Annotated in this window: 25 protein-coding genes, 1 tRNA gene and 1 CRISPR repeat array; of the genes, 13 read left to right on the top strand and 13 right to left on the bottom strand. The window is 69.5% G+C overall.

Features of this window, described 5'->3' with window-relative positions; translation table 11 throughout:
* Window positions 1–6 precede the first annotated feature (6 nt).
* From casB to V7E46_RS14110, 3 genes are all read right to left on the bottom strand, one after another.
* Window positions 7–729 carry a type I-E CRISPR-associated protein Cse2/CasB gene (gene casB, locus V7E46_RS14120; RefSeq protein WP_333768741.1) on the bottom strand — a complete coding sequence of 241 codons (723 nt, stop codon included), beginning with the start codon at window positions 727–729 and terminating at the stop codon, window positions 7–9.
* Window positions 726–5,321 carry a type I-E CRISPR-associated protein Cse1/CasA gene (gene casA, locus V7E46_RS14115; protein ID WP_333768740.1) on the bottom strand — a complete coding sequence of 1,532 codons (4,596 nt, stop codon included), beginning with the start codon at window positions 5,319–5,321 and terminating at the stop codon, window positions 726–728. Before casA ends, casB begins: the two co-directional genes overlap by 4 nt.
* 268 nt (window positions 5,322–5,589) lie before the next feature.
* Window positions 5,590–7,144: a CRISPR direct-repeat array (repeat unit 29 nt; unit sequence GGGAACAGCCCCGCGGGTGCGGGGAGCAC).
* A gap of 119 nt (window positions 7,145–7,263) precedes the next feature.
* Window positions 7,264–7,830 carry a hypothetical protein gene (locus tag V7E46_RS14110; RefSeq protein ID WP_333768739.1) on the bottom strand — a complete coding sequence of 189 codons (567 nt, stop codon included), beginning with the start codon at window positions 7,828–7,830 and terminating at the stop codon, window positions 7,264–7,266.
* A 99-nt stretch (window positions 7,831–7,929) separates the two neighbouring features.
* Here V7E46_RS14110 and V7E46_RS14105 point away from each other — a divergent pair, with 99 nt between their 5' ends.
* Window positions 7,930–8,853 carry an FkbM family methyltransferase gene (locus tag V7E46_RS14105; protein WP_333768738.1) on the top strand — a complete coding sequence of 308 codons (924 nt, stop codon included), beginning with the start codon at window positions 7,930–7,932 and terminating at the stop codon, window positions 8,851–8,853.
* A gap of 72 nt (window positions 8,854–8,925) precedes the next feature.
* Here V7E46_RS14105 and V7E46_RS14100 read toward each other — a convergent pair whose 3' ends face one another.
* The 5 genes from V7E46_RS14100 to V7E46_RS14080 are packed head-to-tail and all read right to left on the bottom strand — an operon-like array spanning window position 8,926 to window position 11,346.
* A complete protein-coding gene (locus V7E46_RS14100) occupies window positions 8,926–9,378 on the bottom strand; it encodes a DUF6907 domain-containing protein (protein WP_333768737.1) in 453 nt (150 codons plus the stop codon).
* The gene (locus tag V7E46_RS14095; RefSeq protein WP_333768736.1) at window positions 9,375–10,145 is read right to left on the bottom strand and encodes an ATP-binding protein; all 771 of its coding nucleotides are present in this window, start codon (window positions 10,143–10,145) and stop codon (window positions 9,375–9,377) included. Before V7E46_RS14095 ends, V7E46_RS14100 begins: the two co-directional genes overlap by 4 nt.
* Window positions 10,142–10,825, bottom strand: a complete 684-nt coding sequence (locus V7E46_RS14090; protein ID WP_333768735.1) for a GntR family transcriptional regulator — start codon at window positions 10,823–10,825, stop codon at window positions 10,142–10,144. The genes V7E46_RS14095 and V7E46_RS14090 overlap by 4 nt, the downstream gene beginning before the upstream one ends.
* Window positions 10,822–11,097 carry a hypothetical protein gene (locus tag V7E46_RS14085; RefSeq protein WP_333768734.1) on the bottom strand — a complete coding sequence of 92 codons (276 nt, stop codon included), beginning with the start codon at window positions 11,095–11,097 and terminating at the stop codon, window positions 10,822–10,824. The genes V7E46_RS14090 and V7E46_RS14085 overlap by 4 nt, the downstream gene beginning before the upstream one ends.
* Window positions 11,098–11,100: 3 nt before the next feature.
* Window positions 11,101–11,346 carry a hypothetical protein gene (locus tag V7E46_RS14080; RefSeq protein WP_333768733.1) on the bottom strand — a complete coding sequence of 82 codons (246 nt, stop codon included), beginning with the start codon at window positions 11,344–11,346 and terminating at the stop codon, window positions 11,101–11,103.
* Between the two features lie 79 nt (window positions 11,347–11,425).
* On the opposite strand from V7E46_RS14080, the gene V7E46_RS14075 reads away from it, so the two are divergent.
* Both V7E46_RS14075 and V7E46_RS14070 read left to right on the top strand, forming a co-directional pair.
* A complete protein-coding gene (locus V7E46_RS14075; RefSeq protein ID WP_333768732.1) occupies window positions 11,426–12,181 on the top strand; it encodes a GntR family transcriptional regulator in 756 nt (251 codons plus the stop codon).
* 170 nt (window positions 12,182–12,351) lie between these two features.
* Complete coding sequence (locus V7E46_RS14070) at window positions 12,352–12,846, top strand: hypothetical protein (RefSeq protein ID WP_333768731.1); 495 nt, start codon at window positions 12,352–12,354, stop codon at window positions 12,844–12,846.
* An 8-nt stretch (window positions 12,847–12,854) separates the two neighbouring features.
* On the opposite strand, the gene V7E46_RS33890 is transcribed toward V7E46_RS14070, so the two are convergent.
* Genes V7E46_RS33890 through V7E46_RS14060 form a run of 3 tightly spaced genes read right to left on the bottom strand, consistent with a single transcriptional unit; the run spans window position 12,855 to window position 15,224 of the window.
* The gene (locus V7E46_RS33890) at window positions 12,855–13,643 is read right to left on the bottom strand and encodes an SAVMC3_10250 family protein (protein WP_443054152.1); all 789 of its coding nucleotides are present in this window, start codon (window positions 13,641–13,643) and stop codon (window positions 12,855–12,857) included.
* 31 nt (window positions 13,644–13,674) lie between these two features.
* Window positions 13,675–14,430, bottom strand: a complete 756-nt coding sequence (locus tag V7E46_RS14065) for a glycosyltransferase family 2 protein (protein WP_333768730.1) — start codon at window positions 14,428–14,430, stop codon at window positions 13,675–13,677.
* Window positions 14,431–14,435: 5 nt separating this feature from the next.
* Window positions 14,436–15,224 carry a GntR family transcriptional regulator gene (locus V7E46_RS14060; RefSeq protein ID WP_333768729.1) on the bottom strand — a complete coding sequence of 263 codons (789 nt, stop codon included), beginning with the start codon at window positions 15,222–15,224 and terminating at the stop codon, window positions 14,436–14,438.
* Between the two features lie 276 nt (window positions 15,225–15,500).
* Here V7E46_RS14060 and V7E46_RS14055 point away from each other — a divergent pair, with 276 nt between their 5' ends.
* The 10 genes from V7E46_RS14055 to V7E46_RS14010 all read left to right on the top strand — a co-directional run bounded on the left by V7E46_RS14055 (window position 15,501) and on the right by V7E46_RS14010 (window position 22,573).
* Complete coding sequence (locus V7E46_RS14055) at window positions 15,501–15,767, top strand: hypothetical protein (protein WP_333768728.1); 267 nt, start codon at window positions 15,501–15,503, stop codon at window positions 15,765–15,767.
* Window positions 15,764–16,891 carry a hypothetical protein gene (locus V7E46_RS14050; protein WP_333768727.1) on the top strand — a complete coding sequence of 376 codons (1,128 nt, stop codon included), beginning with the start codon at window positions 15,764–15,766 and terminating at the stop codon, window positions 16,889–16,891. Before V7E46_RS14055 ends, V7E46_RS14050 begins: the two co-directional genes overlap by 4 nt.
* Window positions 16,892–17,036: 145 nt before the next feature.
* Complete coding sequence (locus tag V7E46_RS14045; RefSeq protein ID WP_333768726.1) at window positions 17,037–19,055, top strand: cell division protein FtsK; 2,019 nt, start codon at window positions 17,037–17,039, stop codon at window positions 19,053–19,055.
* A gap of 131 nt (window positions 19,056–19,186) precedes the next feature.
* Window positions 19,187–19,438, top strand: coding sequence for a hypothetical protein (locus tag V7E46_RS14040; RefSeq protein WP_329177097.1), 252 nt, complete (start codon window positions 19,187–19,189; stop codon window positions 19,436–19,438).
* Window positions 19,439–19,458: 20 nt separating this feature from the next.
* Entirely contained in the window at window positions 19,459–19,653 is a 195-nt protein-coding gene (locus V7E46_RS14035; protein WP_333768725.1) for a hypothetical protein, read from the top strand.
* A gap of 16 nt (window positions 19,654–19,669) precedes the next feature.
* The gene (locus V7E46_RS14030) at window positions 19,670–19,867 is read left to right on the top strand and encodes a hypothetical protein (protein WP_333768724.1); all 198 of its coding nucleotides are present in this window, start codon (window positions 19,670–19,672) and stop codon (window positions 19,865–19,867) included.
* A gap of 26 nt (window positions 19,868–19,893) precedes the next feature.
* The gene (locus tag V7E46_RS14025) at window positions 19,894–20,481 is read left to right on the top strand and encodes a hypothetical protein (RefSeq protein ID WP_333768723.1); all 588 of its coding nucleotides are present in this window, start codon (window positions 19,894–19,896) and stop codon (window positions 20,479–20,481) included.
* 3 nt (window positions 20,482–20,484) lie between these two features.
* Entirely contained in the window at window positions 20,485–20,781 is a 297-nt protein-coding gene (locus tag V7E46_RS14020) for a DUF6303 family protein (protein ID WP_333768722.1), read from the top strand.
* 170 nt (window positions 20,782–20,951) lie between these two features.
* Window positions 20,952–21,119, top strand: coding sequence for a helix-turn-helix transcriptional regulator (locus tag V7E46_RS14015; RefSeq protein ID WP_333768752.1), 168 nt, complete (start codon window positions 20,952–20,954; stop codon window positions 21,117–21,119).
* Between the two features lie 53 nt (window positions 21,120–21,172).
* A complete protein-coding gene (locus V7E46_RS14010; protein ID WP_333768721.1) occupies window positions 21,173–22,573 on the top strand; it encodes a tyrosine-type recombinase/integrase in 1,401 nt (466 codons plus the stop codon).
* A gap of 232 nt (window positions 22,574–22,805) precedes the next feature.
* On the opposite strand, the gene V7E46_RS14005 is transcribed toward V7E46_RS14010, so the two are convergent.
* Window positions 22,806–22,892, bottom strand: a tRNA-Ser gene (locus V7E46_RS14005).
* 50 nt (window positions 22,893–22,942) lie between these two features.
* The coding region (locus tag V7E46_RS14000) for a S1C family serine protease (RefSeq protein ID WP_333768720.1) at window positions 22,943–24,263 on the bottom strand (1,321 nt) is incomplete at its 5' end.

The raw sequence follows: 24,263 nt of genomic DNA, 5'->3' as shown, positions 1-24,263 counted from the left end.
AACACGTCAGTCCTGCCGCGCGTCCGTACCGCGGGTCAGACCGGCGAGGTGGAAATCGCGGCCCCATTCACGCCGGACTTCCGCACGCTGAGCGGGCTGCTGCCAGCGGTAGAGCTGATCGGCCAGCAGCCCGTAGTCCAGAGCGACGGCTGACCGCCGCAGCAACAGCACGATCTCGCGCAGGCGTTGCGCGAGCCCGTCGAACGAGCTCGACGTACCCGCGCGCACGAACCGCCTGCGCAGGGGCTCGTCGAGCTCCGGTTCGGCCCGCGCCTTGCTGCCTTCGACGCCGCGCCCCGCGTCGACGGCTCGCTCCGCGCTGCCGGACACCGGAATCATCAGGATGCGCACCGCTCGCCCCAGACCACGCCCCGGCAGATACATGTCGGCCTCGCGGTGGGACTGCTGGTGCAGGGCCCACAGCGTCACCGCAAGGTGCAGCGCTTCCTCGGCGCGGTCGTGGTCGAACCGTCGCCGCTCGTCCTCGGAGAGCGTCCCGAGCGCGTCCGACAACTCATCGGTCCCGGTCAGACCCCACAGGTCCGGTACGTCGTGCGCCGGGCGGCCGGCACCCCGTCGCAGTCGGGCAAGCGTCGAGACGGCGGAAGGGTGGTCCTCGCGGTAGCCGTACTGGAGGCATTTGATGCGGCGGTCGGCGGCTTGGGCGACCGGGCCGCGCTCGCGCCGGCCGGATGCGGACGGGCGTGCGGCAGCGGTGTTGGCTGTCATTGCGGTGGCTCCGTTGCTTCGTCGTCTGGCGTCTGCGCGGCGAACCCGCTCGTCGCCGCGCGCCTGGCCGTCGCTTCCGGCAGCACGACGTTGAGACGCATGCGGAACCACAGGTCCGCCTGTGCGTCGTTCACCCAGCGGGTGCTGCCGTCCGGCATCTCCGACAGCCGCCCCTCACCCGCAGCGGGACCCGCGCTGTCGAGCAGGTGGCGGCCCAGGCCGCGGACCGTTTCGGACACGGTCTCCTGCCAGTCGCCACGGGACCGCAGCGGGTCCGAACTCCTGCCCAGCCCGCTCAGCCAGCGGCGGTACGGGCCGTCCAGCGCGGCGAAACCGAGGTCCCGCGCCGTGTCCGTCGCGGGGCCGGGTTCGGTGCCGACAGCTCGGGCCAGGTTGCCCGCGAGGTGTCCGAGCGCGATGACCGCTGCGTCCGCGTCGGCCACGGCGTCGACCGCCGCCCGCCCGTACAGAGGTCGTTCCTCGTGCAGCACGACGACCGGGAGCAGCACCGCGTCGTCCACGATCTCGTCGATGACGGACTGCTGTGTGCCGTACTTCGCGCCGACGATCCGCGTACGGACGAGGCTCTGCTGGGGCAGGTAGTCCTCGACGGCGAGCCGGGAGATCCATTCGACGATCCCCGGTGGCAGCGACCTCTCGGTGTCCTGCCGCTGTTCCGGGCTCTCGCGCTGCCTGCCCTGGTCGCCGAGGAGCGCCGCGAGCCCGCGCCAGGCGGCGCGCGCCGGGTCGTGCTGCCGGGGCATGAACACCTTCGGCAGCCCGAGCTTCTTCTCCTGCGGCGCGCTGCGGCGCCAGCCCGTCATCGCCTCGCGGCCGTGCTTGTTGTGGGGCGCGAGGGCGTCGCCGTAGGCGAGGACGGCTCCGGTGACGCCGTCGTCAGTGGCGTGCAGCCGTACGCGCCGGCTCTGCCAGGTGTAGAGGTCCCGCGGACCCGACGGGCGCGGCTCGTCCGGGTCGGCCCCGATCGGCTCGGGTCCTGACGGGGGCCGGCGCCACGCGGGCCTGTCGTCCTTCTCCGCCTGGAGGAAGTCGTTGTCCCCGGCGATGAGGTTGAGCAGCAGAGTCTCCCGCAGGGTGGCGCCTTCGGCGAAGACGCCACCGAGGTTGCCCGCCCACCCGACTCCCTGCGGATAGCCCTTGCCGCCCTTGACCCGCGGATCGCCGACCGCGCCCGATTTGATACCCGACAGGTCGAAGGCGTGGGCGTGCACCAGCCATCGGGCCGCCTCCGCGAAGGTCAGCCTCTCCGGGCCGGGCTGCCGCATGCTGAAGAACGGATCGCCGTTCGGGACGTCGGCGACGATCCGGTTCAACGGCCCGACCTCGTCCTTCTCCGTGTGCAGATCGGCTACTTGGAAGAAGGGGTGGCGGGGGTGGAGCAGGTCGAACCGGTCGCGGTGGCGTTCGAGGTAGCCCGGGACCGCGCCGAACGCGTCGTCGGACTCCCAGAGCTCACCCCAGTCATCGATCTCCGGCGGGCCGTCCACGGCGTCGTGCAGGATCGCGAGAAGCAGCCGGAGCAGTGCGAATTCCTGCGTGGGCACGTCCCCGACGAGACGCCGCAGCCGTCCCGCCCCGGCGAAGACGTCCCGCAGGGACAGCTCCACCGTCGTCCCGTCCTGCCGCTGTACGGGAAGCCATGGCCGGGAGACCAGGTCGAAGGAGGACACGCGGTCCACCACCCTTGTGTGAGGTGCGCCGACAGGCGTCACCATGAGCCCGTCGGACCGGCTGTACCGGATGTCGAAGCCTGACAGGCGGGTCTGACAGTCCTCGTCGAGGACGAGCAGCAACTCCCCCGCCAGCCAGGGGGATTCCTTGACCTGCCACGCGTCGATCTGGAACCGCTCCAGCTCCGTGATGGTGCGGTCGATGACCCACGGCTTGGAGAAGCGCCACGGGAGTGTCAGCGCGCTGGCGGCCACGGCCCCGGCCGCTTTCGGGGACGGCGGGGCGTGCTCGGGGAGATCCAGCCCGCCCCGCCCCTTGTCCAGCCAGGGCACGGTGCACAACGTCCCGTCCCGGCGGCGCTGGATCACCAGCACCTCGACACTCTCCTCGCTGTCCCGTACCTGAGCGCGCCCTTCGCGGGTGTCGTCCGCGTCGCCGACTCCCGCGTCGACCCAGCCGATCACCGGACGCCCCGCCCGTCGTACGGGGCCGAGCCGGAAAACCTCCGCACGCTCGCGCTTCCCCGCCAGCAGCTCCCGATACGCCGTACGGCTCTCGCCCAGGGCCGCGGCCCACTCCACCGGACCCACTTGGCCTTCGCCGTAAGCCGCCTGGACGAGCGGGCTGATGTCCTCCGGGATCCGCAAAGGCCGCCCTTCCAGGTGCGGCCGAAGGACGGCAAGCGCCCGGAGCAGCAGGTACGAGCCGCCGTAGATTCCGGTCGACCCGCGTATCGGCTCCGGCGGATCACCCGACCAGTCCGTGCCGGTGACGAGGCAACGCGGCATACGCAGCCGGCTCGGCCTGGTCCGCGGATGACGGTGCAGACGCCCCATCCTCTGCAACATCAGGTCCACCGGGGCCAGATCGGTGACCAGGAGGTCGAAGTCAATGTCCAGGGACTGCTCCACCACCTGGCTCGCCACCACAATGTGAGCTCCTTCGGGCCGTCGCCCCTTCGGACCGAACATGGCGAGCAACTCGGCGTCCTTGGATGCCCGGTCGGCGGCCAGAAAGCGGGAATGCAGGACTGTGACCCGGTCCCTGCCGAAGCGGTCCTGCAGACGCTCCGCCGCGCTCAGGACCCGGTCGACCGTGTTCCGTACGACCAGGGCGCAGCCGCCATCGGCCAGCTCCGCCTCAAGGCGGAGCACGAGGGTCGTCAAATCGTCGTCGATGGACTGCAGTTGTATATCGGCTCGGCGGCCGGAGGCGGTGGCCGGCCGCACCTCACGTACACCCCGGTCCCGCGAAACAGACGTGAGCAGCGGATACGCATCCTCGGAAACGCTGCCGACCGCCACGCCCTCCCCCGCGTATGCCTGGGCGAGTGCACGCCGCCGCGCCGCGGGAAGGGTCGCGGACAGCAGGATGACCGGGACGCGGTAGGCGGCCAGCCACTCCAGTACGCGCTCCAGGTAGCTGCTCATGTAGGCGTCGTACGCGTGGACTTCGTCGATCACCACCACCTTGCCCGCGAGGGCGAGGTGGCGCAACGCCAGATGGCGGCTCTTGAGCGAGGCGAAGAGCACTTGGTCGATCGTGCCGACCGAGAACGACGCCAGCATCCCCTTCTTACGCCCCCGAAGCCACTGGTGCGCTTGCAGGCCCGACGGGTTGATCCGTACTCTCGTGCCCGGTGCGGACACGTTCTGCGGTCCGTCCGGGTCGACAGCCGCGATCGTACGGTTACCTCTGCGTACCAATCCCGCCCATGCGTCGTTCAGCGCCGCCTTGGCGTGCGCCAGGAACACGGAGCGCGGGCCGTCGTCCGGGAGGCGGTCGAGCCATTTGAGCAAGCGGGCGAACATCGCGTCGCCGGTCGCCCGCGTCGGCAGCGCCACCAGGCAGCCGCCCGCGCCCGTACGTGCGGCCAGGATCTCCGCGGCGGCGAGCGCGGCCTCCGTCTTGCCCTCACCCATCGGCGCCTCGATGATCAGCAGGCCCGCGGGGTCCATCTCCCGGGCGAGCCGCACGGCGTCCTCCTGCACGGGCCTGATGGCAGCACCTGCCGGAAGGTCGAACCGCGCCGCGAACAACTCCGCGGCCGTTCCCCTGGGTTCTTCGGGTGCCCAGGCCGCCGGGAGGTCAAGCCCCCTCCAAGCCGCGGCCAGCCGCTCCTCGGCCGAGCCCCTGCCCTTCCCGTCCAGGGACGCGTAGGGGAAAAGCTCGGCGGAGCTCGCGATCCAGTCGGAGAGGATCACTATCGCTGTGAGCGCCACTTGAACCGGCTGCGGGAGCTTCATCGCCTTCCAGGACCAGAACCGTCCCTCGACTCCCGCTGCCCGCGCGCACGCGTCCAGCAACTCGAACTGGAGGCCTTTCCACGTGCCCTCACTCGTACCCGGAGTCCGTAGCAGCTCCGGGTGCAGTAGCAGGTCATGAATCCTCTGGTGCCCAGGCGGTACGCCGTGGTGCCCGCCGGCGACGATTGCGAACTGCCCGCTGATCCTCGCGGACCACCCGTGGCGCTCCGACAACCACTCCTGGATGAGCAGTTGCCCGGCCAGCCCGTGCGGTGCCACCTTCCGTTCCTCGCCGAATTGCTTCTGATACGGCATCTCAAGCCCGACCCCGCGCATCGCGTCCGCGAGCGAGTCCACCTGGCAGGCGAACGCCGGAGTCGCCTTCCCGGCATCGTGCACAGCCGCCAACCAGACGACGAGCCGCCGCCCGTCATCCGTCCCATCAGGCAACGTTCCGCCGATGAGCCCCTTGACGCTGCTCGGCAGCCACTCGTCCCACAGCTTCCCCGCGACCGCACCGCTGTCCGCCATGTGCTGCCTGAGCGGCAGCCACCCATCCGTCTTCCTGTCGTGCTTCCCCCACGCCCGCCGCGCGGCCACGGACAGCCCGTCGAAGGCCGCGCTGAAGGAGGTGTGGTTCACGGTCACTGGCATATTCGACATCGCCGATGCATGGCCGGGGTGATGATCTGACGAACTGGCCGAAATTGACCATTTTTGATCGAAAGAGGGCGTTCAATCGATCTCGTTGTGGGGTCGCCACTCGTGCCGCGGGAGGCCGCGGCGCCACCGAATCGACCGCCGCACCGTCGTGTACCGCCGACGGTCCGCAGGCGCGACGCCTTCGGACCATCTCCCGGGCGCCGTAGCCCCGCGGGCGCGGGGAGCACGGCTGCAGCGACGAGCCGCTGTACGAAGCGTGGGGAACAGCCCCGCGGGTGCGGGGAGCACTAGCCGTAGTAGTCGGGGGCGAGTTCGAGGATGGGAACAGCCCCGCGGGTGCGGGGAGCACACGCCGATCGGGAGGGGTGCGGACTCCACGCCGGGAACAGCCCCGCGGGTGCGGGGAGCACCGCCGGCCAGCTCGGTGAGCGCACTGTAGATCGGGAACAGCCCCGCGGGTGCGGGGAGCACACTTGGTACGCCATCACCTTGCCGTCCGGCATGGGAACAGCCCCGCGGGTGCGGGGAGCACAGGAGCCACCGACCGCCGAGCCCGGCGAACCCGGGAACAGCCCCGCGGGTGCGGGGAGCACCGGCGCTCGGGTGGTCGAGGGTCTGGGATGAAGGGAACAGCCCCGCGGGTGCGGGGAGCTCGCTGGCAGCAGCCTGTGGATGCGGTGGCCGGAGGGAACAGCCCCGCGGGTGCGGGGAGCACTTCGCCGGGTGGACCGCACCGGCGAACCTCGGGGGAACAGCCCCGCGGGTGCGGGGAGCACACGACGGCCCCGATCGAGGGGCAGTCGCGCCCGGGAACAGCCCCGCGGGTGCGGGGAACACAGGGCGGGTTCCCTGCCGAAGATCTTCATGGTGGGAACAGCCCCGCGGGTGCGGGGAGCACCCGGAGCACCTGCTGCCCGGCGAGCAGCAGCAGGGAACAGCCCCGCGGGTGCGGGGAGCACGCCGCCGAGGAAAACGGCACGTCAACGCAGAAGGGAACAGCCCCGCGGGTGCGGGGAGCACCGATCGGCTTGTCCCACCCGAAGGCGAACCAGTGAGAACAGCCCCGCGGGTGCGGGGAGCACGGAGACGCCCCTTGTGTTTCCAGAAACGGCTAGGGAACAGCCCCGCGGGTGCGGGGAGCACAACAACACGTGGTGGGAGCCGAACTACTCCGGGGGAACAGCCCCGCGGGTGCGGGGAGCACGCCCTGGACTACGTCACCCAGGCCGTGGCCCGGGGAACAGCCCCGCGGGTGCGGGGAGCACTGGGCCTCGGTCCCACGCGAGTGCGTGTAGAGGGGAACAGCCCCGCGGGTGCGGGGAGCACGCACCGATGAGTCCCGGAGCCTTGATCTTGGTGGGAACAGCCCCGCGGGTGCGGGGAGCACGACACCTCGACGGTGTCCAGGAACCGCTGCTGGGGAACAGCCCCGCGGGTGCGGGGAGCACGTGATGGACCTCAGCGTCGCCGACGTGCACCAGGGAACAGCCCCGCGGGTGCGGGGAGCACGCGACCACCGCGCCCGTGCCCAGCGCGAGGGAGGGAACAGCCCCGCGGGTGCGGGGAGCACAACACGATGAAGAGGGCCGGTGCGGAGCCGTGGGGAACAGCCCCGCGGGTGCGGGGAGCACGAGAACCGAAAGATCACGCCGCAGGTCTGGGAGGGAACAGCCCCGCGGGTGCGGGGAGCACCGCTTGCTCCGGAGCACGGCGTCCGCCAGCGGGGGAACAGCCCCGCGGGTGCGGGGAGCACCTGCGGATTCGATCAAATCCGCTCAGCGCGGTGGGAACAGCCCCGCGGGTGCGGGGAGCACAGGAGCTGACCAGGGACTCTACGACGCGGAGGAGCGGTTTTTACTTACTTTGCGAGACTCCGGCATTTCGGTCACCCCTCGGTCGTGCTGCCGGGCAGCTTCGCCCCCGAGCCCACGCATCAGTTATCACCGGGCTGGCGAACTGGCGGGAGCAGCAGGTCCCGCTCCGGGTGGACGTCACCCGTCACCGAGCCGCTGACGCCGAGGTCCACACGGGCCGCCTCGTGGAAGGTGTTGATCGCCGCGAAGACCGCGCGGTTGCGGTCGCGCCAGTCGTCCAGGGCGCCGGGGGTCCTGCCCGTCGCCTGCCAGTCGACCGCGCGGGAGGCGGCGTTGAGGTCGTGGGCCGCCTCGATCACCTCGTCGCCGGCCAGGAGCATGATGCGCTCGAAGGCGCGGCCTTGCAGGCGGATCGCGTCGACGAGCTGGACGCGGAGCTGCGGCTCCGGGTCGTCACTCGCCCGTATGCCCTCGCGGTGCTCGTACAGCTCGACCGCCAGGAAGACGGCCGCGCGGACGCGGTCGACGTAGTTCTCGTACGCGTCGAGCTTCTTGCCGTCCCAGCGGGTCACCAGCTCACGGCGGATGCGTTGCCGCTCGGTCCAGTAGTTCGTCACGTACGTGGTCATGGCGCCGAGCAGGACGGCCAGGATCGTTAAGAGCTGATCGGACGTGTCCAAGGCCATCCCCCGCCGACGAGTCGTAAAGACGTCTTGAGGATTTTAGAGGGGCCACGGGGGCTCGGTGCTACCGTGCGGCGAGGTAGGCGGCGGAGAGGCGATCGGATGAGCAGCCCCACATCAGAGGCCCTGGTCACGCTGGGGCGGTGGTACGTGCGCAACGCACCCGGGGCGCTCGGCGCGGGAGCGCTGGCCGGCCGCTACCTCAATCCGCGGCTCCGCGACGAGCCGCGAAAGCGGGTGACCGGGACCGCGGTCGGCGCGAGCTTCGCCGTCGATACGCAGGACCTCATCCAGCGGTACCTGTACCTGTTCGGGGTGTGGGAGCCCCGGATGACGCGGTGGCTCCAACGCCGACTCAAGCCCGGGGACACTTTCGTGGACGTCGGCGCCAACATCGGCTATTTCAGCGTGCTGGCCTCCGGTCTGGTCGGCCCGCAGGGACGGGTCGTCGCGGTCGAGGCGTCGCAGGACTTCACGCGGCTGCTGGCGCAGAATGCCACCCTCAACGGCTGCGAGAACATCCGCATCGCCCAGACCGCGGTCTCCGACAAGCAGCAGACGCTGACCTTCATCCTCTCCAGCTCCGCGAACATGGGCGCGAACAGCATCGTCCCGTGGGACGGGCCGGTGGAGTCGACCTTCGACATAGAGGCCTTCCCGCTGCCGGATGTGCTCGAAGAGGACGAGATCGCGAAGGCCCGCGTCATCAAGGTGGACGTGGAGGGCGCGGAGGGCAGCGTCGTACGCGGCATGGCCCCGCTGCTGGACCGGCTACGCCCCGACGCCGAGGTCACCGTCGAGGTGACACCCGACCGTATGGCTCAACTCGGCGACTCGGTCGAAGAGCTGCTGGACACGATGCGGGAGCGTGGCTTCCACGTCTATCGACTGGCGAACGAGTACGCGGCAGCTACGTATCCCACGGCTCTTCGCGGTCCGGCCGCAGTGCCGATCCGCTGGCGCGGGCCGGTCGACGGCGAGAGCGACCTCATCTTCTCGCGGGTCGACGCCGAGACGCTGCCGTAGGCACCGACGCCTGAACGCACTGCACCCTCCGACGTCGCGCGGGGTGCGCGGCAGGCGGAGGGAGCGGTGCGTTCAGGCCGTGTGGCGAGCAGCCCAATCGGCTCGGGCGGCGACGAGTTGGGGACGTATCTCGTGGTCGAGGCGATCCGCCTGGGCTCGTAGCTTGGCGACGACCTCGGCGAGGCCGTCCGGGTCGAGGTGGTTGATCCAGTAGTCGTCAACGATGGCCACGTTGACGACGGGGACGCGCGGGTCCGGACTTTCGGCGTAGGGGTCGCAGACCAGAACGCCACACAGGACACGCTCCTCCGTCCCCTCGCTGATGCCGTTCGGCGACGCGGGGTTGTGGACGGCGAGGAGTTGGCCGTCGAAGTCAGCTCGGTGGCTGACGTCGGCGAGCGATACGGGGAGTTGATCGGGGGGCACGTCCGTGGCGGTCGGATCGTCGTCCGCCCAGGTCGGCAGATAGCCGGTGACCGTGTCACCGGTCGTCGTGGCTATGGTCCAGGTCAGGGCCTTGTTCACTTCCCGATCTCCTCCTTGCGCGGGGACGGCGCTTCGTCGGCGTCCCGTTCCAGCACTGCCCATACCAGCTTTCCGATGCCCATCCGATCTCCGACTCCCCAGCGCGCACCGGTCAGCGCGTCGACAAGGGCGAGGCCACGCCCGCTCTCCTCTTCCGCCGACGGGATCTGCGCCGCCGGCCGGGTCTCGTCGGCGTCGTGGACCTCGATGCGTACGCCGGCCGGCAGCAGCTCGTACCGCGTCTCGATCTCGCAGTCGGGAGGGGGGACGGTGTGGCGGACAGCGTTGGTGAGCAGCTCGGAGAGGACGAGTTCTGCGCGGTCGGCCAGGTCGTCCAGGCCCCATGCGTCGAGTACGCGGCGCAGTTCGTGGCGTGCCTCGCTGACGCAACGGGTGTTGTAGGTCCACCGCTTCACGTGTGGCGACGTGAACTTTCGGGCCTGTGCGGCACCACACGCGCGCCGGCACTCGGCGAGCCTCAGCACGTCACCGAGAGATTCGCGGAGCCGTCGCGCCGCGAAACGTACCTCCTTAGTGCTGGCTCCGATGTTGTCCAGAACGACAGGGGCGAGGTCGAATACGGCTCGGGCCGAGCCGAGTTGCGCCTCCTCGACCTGGTCGGCGAGACGGGAGACGTACCCTCCGTCGCCGTTCAGGATGGCGGGGCGTCCGTCGGGACCTTGCCAGGGCAGAAGGCGCAGCGACGTAACAGGGGCGATTCGCGTTTCGGGTGGCTCGTAGGGATGGGTCTCCGGGACTTCGGTCATTGCTGAGCTTCCTGGTCGGAGTCGATGGGGATGGCGAGGGCGACTTCCGCCCGATCGCCGGGAAGGACGAGGAGCGCGTACGCGACGGCCCGGCCGTCAGCGGTGGTGAAGGTGCGCTCGATCGCGAGGACGGGCGTGCGGGTGCTGATGCGCAGCGACTGCGCTTCCACGGAGGTGGGAAACCGCGCGGTGACCTGGTCGTTACTGGTCGTCGCGGGTGCGGCAGTGGCGGTGACCAGGTCGTCTCCCCAGGGGGAGGCTGCGGGCAACGGTGAGGCGGTACGAGGGACATAGACGTGCGTGAGGACCTGCGGCGAGTCGTCGCGATGGCTCAGGCACACGTACTCGGTAAGCGGTGCGCCCTCCGGCGTGCCAAGCCTTCTGGCCAGATGACCTGTTGCTGTGGCGTCGGCGGAACTGGTCGTCATGCGAAGGGCTATGGCGCTGTTCGGGTACGTGAGCCGCTCGGGCGGTTGGCGAACGAAGTTGCCGCGGCCCTGGAATTTGGCGATGAGGCCCTCTGCGCGCAGGACTTCCAGCGCGTCACGGAGCGTCGGCGTGCTGACGCCGTACCGGCCGGCGAGCCGGGTCTCGGGTGGCAGGCGGTCGCCGACCGCGAAAGTGCCCGCGGTGATCAATCGGCGCAGGTCGTCGGCCACCTGCTCGTGGCGGGCGGTCATGAGGGGCAGATCACCGCCCTCGCCCGGCTCTCACGTCGGCGCCGGGTCCACTCCTCGGCGCTCAGGACGTACGGGCGCAGCAACGGCCCCTCGTCCGTCCAGAAGTGCGGCGCCGGCGCGTGGAACCGTAACGTCCGTCGAGCCGGGGTACTGGCTGCCAGGCCGAATGGCGCTGTGGTCGGCGGGCGTTGGGGGGTGCCGGCTGTAGTGGGGAAGAGCTGCTGGACGAACCAGTCCGCGGCTCTTCGGATGCGGTGGAGCACGGTGGTCATCTCCTACGACTGTTTCGTGCGGTGGAAGGCGGCCCAGAGGTACCGGCCTGCCTCGCCGCGGTCGGTGGAGCCGAACGAATCGGCTGTTCCCAGCGCTGCGAGGACCTCGGGCCAGTTCTCTTCCGCAAACTCGTCCGGGACCTGCGCCTCGACGAGCGTGCGGTCGGCATACTCCTTCTGCTCAGGCGCCAGGCCTGCGGCGGTAAGGCGCGCGGAGAGGTCCGCGATGCGGGCGTCGCGTGGCGGCACAAGGCGTCCTCCGTTGCCAAGTGAGCACCCTCAGTGATGCTAGTTAACTAGATTAGAGCTAGTGGACTAGATTGTCCACATGCCTGATCAGCCGCCGTATCTCCGCGTCGCCGACGTGCTGCGCGAGCGCATCGCGAGCCACGAATGGTCGCCAGGCGACCGGCTGCCGTCCCGCGCCGAGCTTGGCCAGGCGTACGGGGTCGGCGAGAACGTCATCCGGCGGGCGCAGGAGTTGCTGATCTCCCTGGGCACCTTGGAGGGCCGGGCGGGTTCGGGTACGTACGTCGCTGAGCCGCGCGAGCGGCTGCGGATGGTGCGGTCCATCTACCGTGAGCAGGCGGGCGGTTCGCCCTTCGCCGCGGACATGGCAGCACTCGGGCGGCGCGGGTCGTGGGAGAGCCGGACCGACGCGAAGGTGCCGGCCCCGGCTGACATCGCCGCCCGGCTCGGTCTCGCTGAGGGCGACTTGTGCGTGCGCACGGCCTACGAATTCCTCGCCGACGGCAAGCCGGTCCAGCTCTCGACCAGCTGGGAGCCCTACGCCCTGACGGCCGGCACGCTCGTCGTCCTCCCGGAAGCCGGCCCGCACGCGGGCGTGGGCGTCGTCCGCCGGATGGCGGAGATCGGCGTCACCGTCACGCGGGCGGTGGAGCGGCCCGAGCCACGGACGGCGAGCCTGGAGGAGGCCACGCTCCTGGGCGTCCAGAAGGGCACGCTGGTCACGCACATCGTGCGCACCTACTACGCCGAAGACGGCCGCCCCGTCGAGTCTGCGGACATCGTCGTCCCCGCCGGCCTTTGCGAGATTGTTTACGAAGTTCCTGTGAATTCCTAACCTACGCAGCAGGATGCTCACCCAAGGCATCGAAGGAAAAAACTAGGATCCCCATGTCAAATGACAATGTATCCGTCATAGTCAATCTGGCCACAGCGCTCCTCGCTCTTACTATCGGCACTCGCCTCGGTTACATACTCTCAGCCCGCGGAACAGTACACGACGTAGCCATGATTGAGCGACACTTCGAGACAAGCAAACAACTATTTGAGCGGCAGTACGAGCTCCAGTTTTTGGCTGACCAAAGACGCCGGACCCGCGAGGAATTAAAGAAGAGCTACGAAAATCTCGGCGTGTGGCTACATACCCTCGAACGAACCATCGGTGAAATAAATGCGGGAGCTACAACTTCTCGCCTTCAAGTGCGAAACAAGGCTCGCGCTCTCATGGGGGACCGCCCGTGGGATGTGATCACTCCACCGGTTTCCTTGGCCGCATCGGAGTTCTACTGGAGCAGTGAAGTAAGGAAGCTTATAACGAAATTTGAAGCACCGTACGCAAATTTCGCCTCACGTGTGACTTCCATTATAGGGCGCCAACCAGATGAGGCAGGGCCGACTAAAGGAGTAATTATCGACCAGCGCGCCTGGGAGCTCCGCGATGAGCTATTTTCAATCATTCACGAGATCAAGACGCAGGTGCGGGCCGACTTGATGGCACCATAACGTGCCGGCTATAGCGTTCCCCCGCCAGAGTTTCGATTCCAGATGGACCTCCGGGATCGGGAATCAGAGGTTTCCTTGGGCAGCGCCTCGACATACAGGGGAGTAGCTACTACAAGTCGATCGACCCACGAAGAGTCATCAATGTCCATAAGCACGACGGCGTGACCGCGGAGCCGACCGCGCGTCGAAAGTGGGTAACGACGATCAAGCCACCCATAGAGACCCTGCACCGTCGATTCCATCAGCCGCTGACTCTTACGGATCGGCAGGATCTCGCCCAGAAACTCCGGGATTACATTTACGCCACTCTCTTCTCGATCTTCCACTTCTAGGATCATGTCGTGAAGCCAGGTGGTATCCGATCCCATCCGACCACCTGATATCGCGTGAGTGCGTAGATGACGAACGGATCCGCACAGTAATACCCGTATATCACGCGCCCGCTCAACTGAAGAATCTGACACGCTCCCCACGAATAGAGCGACGTCCTCAGGCGGTCGACCACTATCCTCGTGCACTGCAACCTGTGCCATTGCCAGGTCGAATCTTATCCACTGATTGGGAAGCAGGTTCGTCTCGGTTAAGTCAACGGGAAACAGTTCTCGCTCGATCTTTTGCCTAGCTTTTTCAACCAACGCATGAGACGCCGATGACTCCGAATCATTCCAGGTTGCCGAGCTTGTTACATCCGCGAACTGAGGGATCTTTATCGTTCCCTGTATGCCCCTCTGGGCGGCGGCTCGCATCCCTAGACGCCCATAAATTTTACGCTCAGACACGTAAATCAAGTCAGGCATTCGTCACCTCATGTTCGCGGGTAGTATCCACTCAATCCAGATGTTTCCATGCGTAGTCGGTCAGAGCTTCTACTCTTCCTTCCACTACGGCCATGCGCGCGTCGCGTTCAGCCTCGTCGGTGTGGGTGGTCTGGGCCGTGGTCTGGCCCTCCCACTTGCGGTAGAGGAGGCCGTATTCGCGGGTGAAGTAGCCGGGCGATACGGCGTTGAGGGCCAGGAGGAGGCCGGTGTCCTCGGATGCCGGGAGGGCCATCCAGCCGCCTAGGGCCAGGAGGAGGTCGCGGCGGATGAAGAGGGTCGCCGGGTGGACCTGGGCACGGTAGCCGTTGGCCTTCCAGAAGTCGAAGACGACGCCCCTCGCGAGGGGACCGTCCTCCGGGTCTGCGTCGAAGCCGGCCGTCGAGCCGTCGGGGAGCAGGTCCACGACGCGGGAGGTCGCCCAGCCGAGAGCTGGGTCGGCTTCCAGGATGGCCAGGTCGCGGGCGAGGGCACCCGGGGTCAACTGGTCGTCGGCGTCGAGGACTTTGACGTACGGGCCGGCCGCGCGCGCAAGCGCCATCGTGCGGGCCACGCCCGGTCCGCCGGGGCGCCCCTGGGAGAAGCTCACCCGGGGGTCGTCGGGGACGTGGGGGCGTACAGCGTCGCCGAAGCCGTCCTCCTGGACAATCCAGTGCCACTCCCAGCCGTCCGGCAACTCCTGCGCGCAGAGCGACTTGTACGCGTCCGCGAGGAAGCGCGCCGAGGGCGCGTGAACAGCCGTGATGACGTCGATGCGGCGGACCGGCACGCCGATCACCACCTTTCCAGGTTGGTGGTGAAGGTCATTACCGTGCGGTCGCCCGGCAGACGGACGAAGGAGTGCTCGACAACGCGCCCGGCGGTGTCGTACGACGTCTTGCCGAGGACGATCAGCGACGTACCCGGCGGTAGGCCCAGTTCCTCGGCCTCCTCCGCCGCCGGCGGGCGGGCCACGACGCGCTCCTCGATCCGGCCCAACTCGATGCCGACCGTGTGGAGCTGGCTCTGCGTACCGCCGGGCCACGGCTCGTTGGCGGCGTCCAGGAGATCGGGGTTCACCCCGACCACGTCCCGCACGAGGTAGGAGTCGACCAGGCTGAACGGGTATTGCTCGGCCTGGTAGCGAGTGCGGTAGGTGCGCTCCACCATGACCGTGCCGACCGGTACGCCGAAGATCCCGGCCAGTTCTTCGCCCGCTTCGACCTGGTCGTATGCCGCGTGGAATACCAGGTCGCCCACGTCGAGCCCTGTGTCGTGCTCGGTGGCACCGGTCTGCTTGCGGCGCTCTTCGGGCTCGCGGGCGCGGTCCTTCTCCCACTGGTGGCGGAGGTTCGTCCGCTGCACGGGCGTACGCGGCTGCCGGACGAAGTTGCCGCGTCCGTGATGCTTCTCGATCAGCCCTTCGGCTTGGAGCAATCCCAGCGCCTGGCGCAGCGTCGGGAGGCTCTTCCCGTACTTGTCCACGAGGGCGGTCTCTGAGAGGAGTTGGTCGCCGGGGGCCAACTCACCTGCGCGGATGCGGTCGCGTAGGTCGTCTGCGATCCGCTCGTATGCCTTGGCCATGTGCGCCACCGTCCTGATCGTCGGGCGGCCCCAGCATACAAGTCCTCAAGAGGTCTTGACGAGTGAGAGCAAGTGCGCCATAGTCTCGTTACTCCTAAAGAGGACCTGAGGACAGGATCTCTTGAAGAGGGATACGTGACAGCGCCCGGATGGCCCCGCAACAGGGGGCGGAGGGAAGCGCCAGTTGCTTGCGAACTCCCTAGCGCGCCTGAACGCACCACCCGGCGACCCACACGCCCGCCGGATCACCCGTCCATTCAGGACTCAGGAGAGGCCATGCCTCCATCCACCGGTCGCCATCCCGCACCCGGCGGCCCCGGCTTACCCGAGATCACGGAGGACTTCCGCGACCTCTTCCTCGGCCGCCCCGGCGAGTCCGCCGAGCACCGCACTGCCCGCCTGACCGCCACCCGCGACGTCCTCGCCGAGCTGCTGGAAGAGGTCGAGCACGACGACTTCGTCATGCAGGACGCGTTGCACGCCGTACGGCTCAGCGGGGCCGCGCTGTTGCGGGGCAACCGCGGTGCGGGGGTGGCGTCATGAACACAGCCCTCGCGTACGTCGGCGCTACGATCGCCGCTGCCTGCGTCGTTCTCTACGCCGTAAGGCAGTTGAGGCGCGGCACGCCCGCCGTAAGGGTCTCCGCTCTCGCGGCAGTTGGGTGCACGGCATACAGCGCCGACACGTCGTGGCGGTTCGCCGCCGACTACCTCGACATGGCCGGTACGGCTGAACGCGCGGCCATGTTCGGTGCCGCCGAACTCGCGCTCTTCGCCACGGCACTCACGGCTCGGCAGAACCTCAACGGGCCGAACGCCGCCCCCGGCGTCCCGGGGCTGCTGGTCTGGGCGATCACGTCGGTCCAGATCATCCCGGCGTACGCCGAGTCGGGTCCGGTCGGCGGCACCGTACGCGCCTTCGTCGGTCCGGTCATGGCGGCGATGCTCTGGCACCTCGCGATGGGCATCGAGTTACGGCACCACACCCCCGATGCATCCACACGCGGCTTCGGGGCCTTGCTGACACGGGAGTTGCGCGAACGCCTGCTCTCCCGGCTCGGCATCGCCGAACGGCACCGGGACGCGGCCCAGATCACCCGCGACCGGGCGACCGTACGAGCCGTTGCCCTGGCCGCGCGCCTCGCGGAGATCAGCCCGGAGCGCCGGGACAGGCGACGGGGGCGGCGGATCACCCGTCGTCTATCGGTCGCCGTTGCTCGCGCATCAGTCGGCGACAACCGCGACCAGCGCCGCAAGCTACTGAGCCAACTCGCCGCCCGGCGTAGTGCCGCCGCACTCGCGGTAATCGATCTTCCCTCGCCGTGGACCGAGTTGGCGCACGGCCCAACCGCGTCCGCGCTGGCGGACCAGGCCCGCGACCAGATGACCCGTGCGACGGCCACCATCCGCTCCTACCCGCGACCGCTGTTCACCGACCTCCCGCCGGTGAACGCCACCGCCCGATCACCCGAACAGCCCCAACTCAAGCTCAACACCGCCGACGCCCTGGCCGCCATCGAAGCCGGCTGGGCCGACGGCCTCACCGTCCGCGAAACAGCCCGGCGGGCGACCCGCGCGCCGAGCTACGTCCACACCGTGTTCGTACGGCTCGACACCGAACGCGGCCCGCGTCCGGTGAACACCGCCCACTCCAACACCGGGGCCTGACCGCTGCTTTGGCGGGTAGGGCCAGGCCCCGGCACACCTCCCGCAAAGGAAGGAACTGCCAGTGAAGCACGACAGGCATGACGACCCGGGGCGCGGTCCATTACCGCACCCGGACGAGGTACCGACCGGCCCTGGCACTCCGCCCATGGTCGACAAGCCCGCCTCCGAGCCGACCGGACCCGGCCTGCTGGCCCGTGTACGCCTCGCGAAGCGGCGGCCGGTCGTCCCGGCGTGGGCGCGGTCGCGGCAGGAGTTCGAGTCCGCCGCGAGGGGCGTCACCGCGTACGCCGGACACGTCAGCGCGTACCACCTGGCCCGCGCGCCCTGGTACGCCCTGCAGCTCACGCTCCGCGCGCCCCGAGGTGCCGCCCGCTTCGTCGGCGGCGTCTTGCGCTGGCTGGTCGACGCCGAGGGGGAGCCGCTGCGGCAGGCAGCGGCCACCCGCGAGGACATCGAGGAGTACCTGAAACTGTCGCGCCAGCGCGACCGCCGGGTGCGGTGGCGTACGGTCGTCGGCGTCGCCGCGTCCTTCCTCGGGCCGGTCGCCGCGCTGGTGGCGTACGTCCTCGCCCCAGCCTGGATGCTCGCCGTGTCCGCCGCCGTAGCGGTCATGGGGCTCGGCAGACTCGGGCAGCCGGCCGATGATCCGGTTATCCACAGGGCTGTGGAGATCCCGAAGGCCACCAAGCTCACCAGCGACATCGTTCTGCGAGCCCTCGGTGCGCTCGGCATCCCCGCGATCAACCAGGCGCAGTCCAAGGGCGGCCCCGGTTTCGCCTTCACCGCGCCCATCACCCGCGACGGCCCCGGCTGGCTCGCGGAGGGCGACCTCCCGTACGGCGTCACCGTCGCCGACGTGATCGACCGCCGCGAACGGCTGGCGTCCGGGCTGCGGCGCCCGCTCGGCTGCGTATGGCCGGAGGCCGAGCCTGACGAGCACACCGGACGGCTTCGCCTCTGGGTCGGCGACCAGGACATGTCCCGGACCCGGCAACCGCAGTGGGCGCTGCTGGACGCCAAGCCGCTGGACCTGTTCAAGGCACAACCGTTCGCGACCGACCAGCGCGGGCGATGGGTGTCGCAGTCGCTGATGTACGTCTCCGGGATCGTCGGGGCCGTGCCGCGGATGGGCAAGACGTTCCTGCTCCGGCTCGTCCTGCTCATCGCCTGCATGGACCTGCGGGCCGAGATCCACGCGTACGACCTCAAGGGCACGGGTGACCTGTCCGCGCTCGCGCACGTCGCTCACCGCTACCGGGCGGGCGAGGAGGACGAGGACATCGCGTACGCCCTCGCCGATCTGCGCGAGCTGCGGACCGAGTTGCGACGGCGGGCGAAGGTCATTCGCGAGTTGCCCAAGGGCCTGTGTCCGGAGTCCAAGGTCACCTCCGCCCTCGCGGACATGCGCAAACTCGGCCTGCACCCGATCATCGTCGGGGCTGACGAGTGCCAGAAGTGGTTCGAACACCTCAAGTGCGGCGCCGAGTTCGAAGAGCACTGCACCGACCTGGTCAAGCGCGGCCCGGCGCTGGGGATCACGCTGCTCCTGGCCACCCAGCGGCCCGACTCGAAGTCGCTGCCGACTGGCATCTCCGCGAACGCCACGGTCCGTTGGTGCCTCAAGATCATGGGCCAGATCGAGAACGACATGGTTCTCGGCACCGGCTCGTACAAGCGCGGCATCCGGGCCAACACGCTCGCGTGGGGCGACAAAGGCATTGCCTGGTTCGTCGGAGAGGGTGCCGACGCCCGCATCGTGCGCTGTGTCGAGGTCAACGCACCGACTGCCGACGCCTTGGCCCTGCGCGTCCGCGCCCTGCGCCAGCAGGCCGGCCTGCTCACCGGTCACGCCGTGGGCGAGCGACCCGAGCCCGACGCGTCCGCGTCGTACGACCTCCTCGCCGACGTCGCCGCTGCACTGCCGTCCGGCAAGGCGAAAGCGTGGAGCGAGGACGTCATCGCCCGCCTCACCGAACTCCGCCCGGACGTCTACAGCCATTGGAGCCCTGAGCAACTGGCCGCCGCGCTCAAGCCGTACGGCATCCGCACGGTCCAAGTCTGGGGCACGACGGAGGACGGCAAGGGTGCCAACCGCCGCGGAGTCCGGCGGGCCGACGTACTCGACGCCATCACCCGTCGTGACGACGGCACCGCCGCCGCCTAGCCGTGTGGCCTAGCGCCGGCACCCGCTAGACCTAGCACCCCCGCTAGCACCAAAGAGCACTCCTGAGCAGCCAACTAGTCACTAGCGCGGCTCATTTCACGCACCCTCTTTCCGCCCTGGAAGGGGCTCTCATGTCTCCGCTCGTCTCCGCTATAGCCCTCGCCATCGTGGCGACGCTCTGTTACGCGGCTCTCTGCGCGGTCAGCCCGCTCGGAGTCTGCCGCAGGTGCGGCGGGTTCGGCTTCAAGGTGCGGCAGAACCGGCGCGGCCGGATCATCCGCGGCCGGGAGTGCCGCCGCTGCAAGGGATACGGACAGCGCGTCCGCGTCGGCCGACACCTCTACAACGCCGCCACCCGCCTCCACCGCGAGGGCACCCGCTGACCGTCAAGAAAGGCACCGCCATGGCATTCAGCATCTCGGCGATCGTCCTGTTCGGCGCCCTCCTGGCGCTCCTCATGCGCTACCGCGTTGTCGGCGCCGGAGCCGCGATCGTCGCCCTGCTCTTCGGCTTCTACCTCGCCCGCACCAGCGCCGCGCCGTCCATCGACCAGATCATGTCCGCGCTTCGCGACGCCATCCCCACCTCCGGCAACTGACCCGACAGGAGCCACCATGCCCACCACACCGCCCCGGATCTCCCTCATGGCCGCCGCCGAGGTCCGCGACATCCTCACCGCTCTCCAGCTCGGCCAAAGCGCCACCGCCATAGCCGGGTTGATGGCCATCGACACCGACTCCTGGCAGGCGATCGAACAGCGCCTCGCCGCCCTCGACGGCGACCTCCCCGCCGCCCTGCGAAGCCTGGCCTGACCCCCACCAAGCAACGGAGGACCCCCATGCCCGACACCGCCCCGGCCTGGCACCTCAGCCTCACCGACAGCGTGTACGCCCTCGGCGCCGCCGCCCGCCAACTTCGCGCCGCCCACCAGCATGCCCAACTCACCGCCCGCACCACCGACCCGGCCCGCATCGTCTCCGTGCCCGGCCGCGTCACCACCACTGGCGCCGAGCCCGTACGCCCGCACGACGAAGCCCTCTGGCAGCTCAGCGACCTCTACATGGTCCTCGAACACCACACCGCCGAGCTGTACGAGAACGCCGCCCTCGGCTACGCCCACGGCACCGCCGCCGCGGTTCAAGCCGTCCTCCGCAGCGACCGCCCCCGTCACGTCGAACTCCCGCGCGACCGTAACGGCCTGTACGTCCTCGACCCCGCCGACCTACCGGACCTGAGCCAGTCCCTCACCACCGCAGCCGGCGCCCGCGACCTCGCCGACCTCCGCGCCCGGCTCCTGGCCTGTGCCCAGGAGGACGACCCCGCCGCCCTCGCCAACACGGCCTACGCATACGGCGAATGCGCCGAACGCGCCCTCCGCCACCTCATACGCCACGCCGAAACCCACGGCTTCCTGCACGCGAGCTGACCCATGACACAACAGGCCCCGCTGCGCGCCCACATGATCCACTCCTGGGACGGCACCGAATGGCAGATCTTCGTCGCACTGCCCGACGAAGCCCGCTGGCCGCACGTCCCGTTCCCGATCGCCGCCGGCATCCCGACCCTCAACGACCGCGCCGCCGCACTCCGCTCCCTCGGCTTCACTCCCCTCGGCGCCGAACAGACCTGGGAGTGGATGGAGACCGTCTTCGAGGGCGACCCGGACGGCGTCGTCTCCCTGGTCGCCACGACCACGGTGACACCCGAGACCGACCCGCCCGCCTGACCCCGCCCGGAGCAGCGGCCAACCGGCCAAGGACGCCCGCTGCTCCGGCCCTCCGTCCCACCGAAGGCACAGGAGGTGCCACCAGCATGGCCCACAGCACACCCCCGCCGCCCCGGGGCAGCCGCAGGCCCGGCGGCCCAAGGCCGCCTGTCCATCAGCCGAGCCTCAAGCTGCCCGACGTCCTCGACGAGATCGGCATGTCCCGCTCGGCCTTCTACCGGATGCGCGCCCGCGGCAAGGCGCCCAAGTGCGTCCGCCTCCCCAATGGTCAGATCCGCGTGCGTCGCAGCGACCTCGACTCCTGGTGGGCGACCAACTGCCAGGACCTATCCGACTGAACCCAGATCCCGGGTGCGCGTCCACGTGGCGCGCGCCCGGGCGGAGGAGCCACATGTTGACCTACGACGTGCGGATCTGGAGCGTCCGGAGCCGCCCGAGCAAGAGTTCGCCCTTCCAACTGCGTTGGCGCGTAGGTCCTGAGATCCACTACGAAGTCTTCGCCAACTCCCCGCTCGCAGACGGCAGACGCTCGGAGCTCATGTCCGCCGTTCGACGCGGCGAGCAGTTCGACACTGAGACGGGCCTGCCCGCGAGTGAGTTACGTGAGCGGACATCGCCAACCTGGTACGACCACGCTTGCGCCTACGCCCTCATGAAGTGGCCGCGAGCCGCTGCCAAGCACCGCGCCGGCATCGCGGAATCCCTGACCATAGTGACCCTCGTTCTCGTCTCTTCCGACAAGACGATGCCGGATCGCGTGCTCCTCAGGAAGGCGCTGCGCACATGGGCCTTCCAGATGTGTTGCACAGAAACGGGCGTGGCCGCGCGGAAGGACGTCCAAGCCGTACCCGACGAAGAGTCGGCGGCCCTGGCCTGGGTCGCTAAAAACTCCCTCAAGGTAGCGGAGTTAGGCACCTCGGAGAGGATGCGGGCCGCGCTGACCGCACTGTCACTCAAACTCGACGGTACGGCCGCAGCGGACAATACCTTCCGGCGCAGGCGGACCACGCTGAACAACGCCCTGCGCTACGCCGTCGAACGCGACTTGCTCACCGTGAACCCGCTGTCCCGTATTGACTGGGATCCGCCGGACACCGACGACGAGGTCGACTTCCGCCACGTGCCGGAGCCGGATCTTGCCCGCGCCCTTATCCGGGCCGTCGGGTTGCAGGGCACCCGCGGAGAACACCTGGAAGCCTTCTTCGGCTGTCTCTACTACGCCGCCATGCGCCCCTCCGAAGCCGCCGCGCTCGGCAAGAGATCGTGCGTCCTGCCGGACGAGGGTGATGAGGAGGCCTGGGGAGAACTCGTCCTCGCCGAATCCCGGCCGGAAGTCGGGTCAGGCTGGACCGACGACGGGAAGCCGTATGAAAAGCGCGGACTCAAACGGCGGGCACGCAAGGCAACCAGATCGGTGCCGATCCCGCCGGTCCTCGTCCGTATGCTGCGCCAGCATATGAAGGTCTACGGCACCGCAGCCGACGGACGTCTCTTCCGCGCCGCCGGCGGCGGACGCGTCCGCTCCACCGAGTACACCGAGCTGTGGCAGGCGGCACGCGAGAAGGTGCTCTCCGTCGAAGAGGTGGCGACCCCGCTCGCCGACGTGCCGTACTGCCTGCGCCAGGCCGGCATATCCCTGTGGATCAAGGCGGGCGTGGACCCCGTGGAAGCCGCCCGGCGGGCCGGGCACAGCGTCGCCGTCCTCTTCCGCTTCTACGCGAAGATCCTCCGCGGCGTTCAGCATCGGGCCAACGAACTGATCAGCAAGGCTCTCGCCGACCAGCAGGGATAGCAGAGCGTAGCCCTGGGCCGCACCCGCGAAACCTGACCACAGGTTGACCACACGCGCTGGTCATCAGCGGGATTCGGTGGCACACAGGCGGGACGCACGTGCCGGGGGGGGGGGGGGGGGGGCCCCCCCCCTCCCGCCCCCCCCCCCCCCCCCCCCCCCCACCGCGCTGCTCGGCGCGCTCGCCGCCTGCCTCGCCTTCACCGTCGCGGGCCCCNCACGTTCACTACTTACGCGGAGGCTGTGGGATTTGAACCCACGGTGACATCGCTGCCACGACGGTTTTCAAGACCGTTCCCTTCGGCCGCTCGGGCAAGCCTCCCCGCAGCGCCGGGGGACCCCGGGTGGGGTCCTGGGCGTGCGGGGGACAGCTTACTGGGGGGAGTCGCCGTTGCGGGCGCCGAGGGTGACCGTGGTGGTGTGGGCGGTGCCGTTGCGGGTGTAGACGACGGTGACCTTGTCCTTGGGCTGGTGCTGCCAGATCTCGCCGATCAGGGTCTCGTCGCTGTCGACGATCGTGTTGTCGAACTTGGTGATCACATCACCGGGCTTGAGGCCGGCCAGCGCACCGGGGCCGCCGGCCTGGACGGAGTCGCTGGTCGCGCCGATCTTGGCGCCGTCGCCCTGGTACTGGCCGTCCAGGCTGACCTGCATGACCGGGTAGACCGGCTGGCCGGTCTTGATGAGCTCGTCGGCGACGCGCTTGGCCTGGTTGATCGGGATGGCGAAGCCGAGGCCGACGCTGCCGCCCTGGCTGCCGGGCTGGGTGGCGCCGCCGGGCTGGATCGCGGAGTTGATGCCGATGACGGCGCCGTTCGCGTTGAGCAGCGGGCCGCCGGAGTTGCCTGGGTTGATCGACGCGTCGGTCTGGATGGCGCTCATGTACGAGGACGCCGAGCCCTGGCCGTCGCTGGAGGCCACCGGGCGGTGGACCGCGCTGACGATGCCCGTGGTCACCGTGCCCGACAGGCCGAAGGGCGCGCCGATCGCGATGGTGGCGTCGCCGACCGCGGCCTGGTCGGAGTTGCCCAGCGGCAGCGGGGTGAGCGTGACGCCCGAGGCGTCCTTGAGCTTGACCACTGCCACGTCGTAGCCCTGGGCGCGGCCCACGACGGTGGCGTCGTACGTCTTGCCGTTGGAGAAGGTCACCGTCAGCTTGCCGCCGTTGGCCGCGGGGGCCACCACGTGGTTGTTGGTGAGGATGTGGCCCTCGGTGTCGTAGACGAAACCGGTGCCCGTGCCGCTCTCCTGGCTGCCGCTGGCCTTGATGGTGACCACGCGCGGCAGCGCCTTGTTGGCGATGCCGGCCACCGAGGTGGGCGCCCGGTTGAGCGCCTTCTGGCTGCCGGTGTCGGAGACGGTGGTGGAGGACGTCGTGTCGTTGTCGTTGTGCTCGGCCGCCCAGTAGCCGATGCCGCCGCCGACACCGCCGGCGACGAGCGCCGCCACCAATACCGCGGCGACCAGGCCGCCGAAGCCGCGGCGCTTGCGGCCGCCGTCCGGCGGCACCGGCACGGGCGCGCCCCACACCGGGCCCTCCGGGCCGCCCCCGCCGTAACCGGGCTGGGTCTGCGGCGGCTGGCCGCCGGTGGCGTACGCCGGGGTGGCCGGGACCGCGTAAGGGTCCCGGGGCGCCTGCTGCTGGTCCGAGGCGTAGCCGGGCTGCTCGGCGCCGTAGGCCGGTGCGTGTGCG

The sequence above is a fragment of the Streptomyces sp. IBSBF 2435 genome (assembly GCF_036815005.1).
GTDB lineage: Bacteria > Actinomycetota > Actinomycetes > Streptomycetales > Streptomycetaceae > Actinacidiphila.
Note: the sequence above shows the minus strand (reverse complement) of the source record. Positions and strands in the feature narration are given on the sequence as shown.

Excerpts from the sequence above, each read along its gene's own strand:
- casB (WP_333768741.1), bottom strand. The coding sequence starts at position 729 with ATGACAGCCAACACCGCTGCCGCACGCCCGTCCGCATCCGGCCGGCGC.
- casA (WP_333768740.1), bottom strand. The coding sequence starts at position 5,321 with ATGCCAGTGACCGTGAACCACACCTCCTTCAGCGCGGCCTTCGACGGG.
- V7E46_RS14110 (WP_333768739.1), bottom strand. The coding sequence starts at position 7,830 with ATGGCCTTGGACACGTCCGATCAGCTCTTAACGATCCTGGCCGTCCTG.
- V7E46_RS14105 (WP_333768738.1), top strand. The coding sequence starts at position 7,930 with ATGAGCAGCCCCACATCAGAGGCCCTGGTCACGCTGGGGCGGTGGTAC.
- V7E46_RS14095 (WP_333768736.1), bottom strand. The coding sequence starts at position 10,145 with ATGACCGAAGTCCCGGAGACCCATCCCTACGAGCCACCCGAAACGCGA.
- V7E46_RS14090 (WP_333768735.1), bottom strand. The coding sequence starts at position 10,825 with ATGACCGCCCGCCACGAGCAGGTGGCCGACGACCTGCGCCGATTGATC.
- V7E46_RS14085 (WP_333768734.1), bottom strand. The coding sequence starts at position 11,097 with ATGACCACCGTGCTCCACCGCATCCGAAGAGCCGCGGACTGGTTCGTC.
- V7E46_RS14075 (WP_333768732.1), top strand. The coding sequence starts at position 11,426 with ATGCCTGATCAGCCGCCGTATCTCCGCGTCGCCGACGTGCTGCGCGAG.
- V7E46_RS14070 (WP_333768731.1), top strand. The coding sequence starts at position 12,352 with ATGATTGAGCGACACTTCGAGACAAGCAAACAACTATTTGAGCGGCAG.
- V7E46_RS33890 (WP_443054152.1), bottom strand. The coding sequence starts at position 13,643 with ATGCCTGACTTGATTTACGTGTCTGAGCGTAAAATTTATGGGCGTCTA.
- V7E46_RS14060 (WP_333768729.1), bottom strand. The coding sequence starts at position 15,224 with ATGGCCAAGGCATACGAGCGGATCGCAGACGACCTACGCGACCGCATC.
- V7E46_RS14055 (WP_333768728.1), top strand. The coding sequence starts at position 15,501 with ATGCCTCCATCCACCGGTCGCCATCCCGCACCCGGCGGCCCCGGCTTA.
- V7E46_RS14050 (WP_333768727.1), top strand. The coding sequence starts at position 15,764 with ATGAACACAGCCCTCGCGTACGTCGGCGCTACGATCGCCGCTGCCTGC.
- V7E46_RS14045 (WP_333768726.1), top strand. The coding sequence starts at position 17,037 with ATGGTCGACAAGCCCGCCTCCGAGCCGACCGGACCCGGCCTGCTGGCC.
- V7E46_RS14040 (WP_329177097.1), top strand. The coding sequence starts at position 19,187 with ATGTCTCCGCTCGTCTCCGCTATAGCCCTCGCCATCGTGGCGACGCTC.
- V7E46_RS14035 (WP_333768725.1), top strand. The coding sequence starts at position 19,459 with ATGGCATTCAGCATCTCGGCGATCGTCCTGTTCGGCGCCCTCCTGGCG.
- V7E46_RS14030 (WP_333768724.1), top strand. The coding sequence starts at position 19,670 with ATGCCCACCACACCGCCCCGGATCTCCCTCATGGCCGCCGCCGAGGTC.
- V7E46_RS14025 (WP_333768723.1), top strand. The coding sequence starts at position 19,894 with ATGCCCGACACCGCCCCGGCCTGGCACCTCAGCCTCACCGACAGCGTG.
- V7E46_RS14020 (WP_333768722.1), top strand. The coding sequence starts at position 20,485 with ATGACACAACAGGCCCCGCTGCGCGCCCACATGATCCACTCCTGGGAC.
- V7E46_RS14010 (WP_333768721.1), top strand. The coding sequence starts at position 21,173 with ATGTTGACCTACGACGTGCGGATCTGGAGCGTCCGGAGCCGCCCGAGC.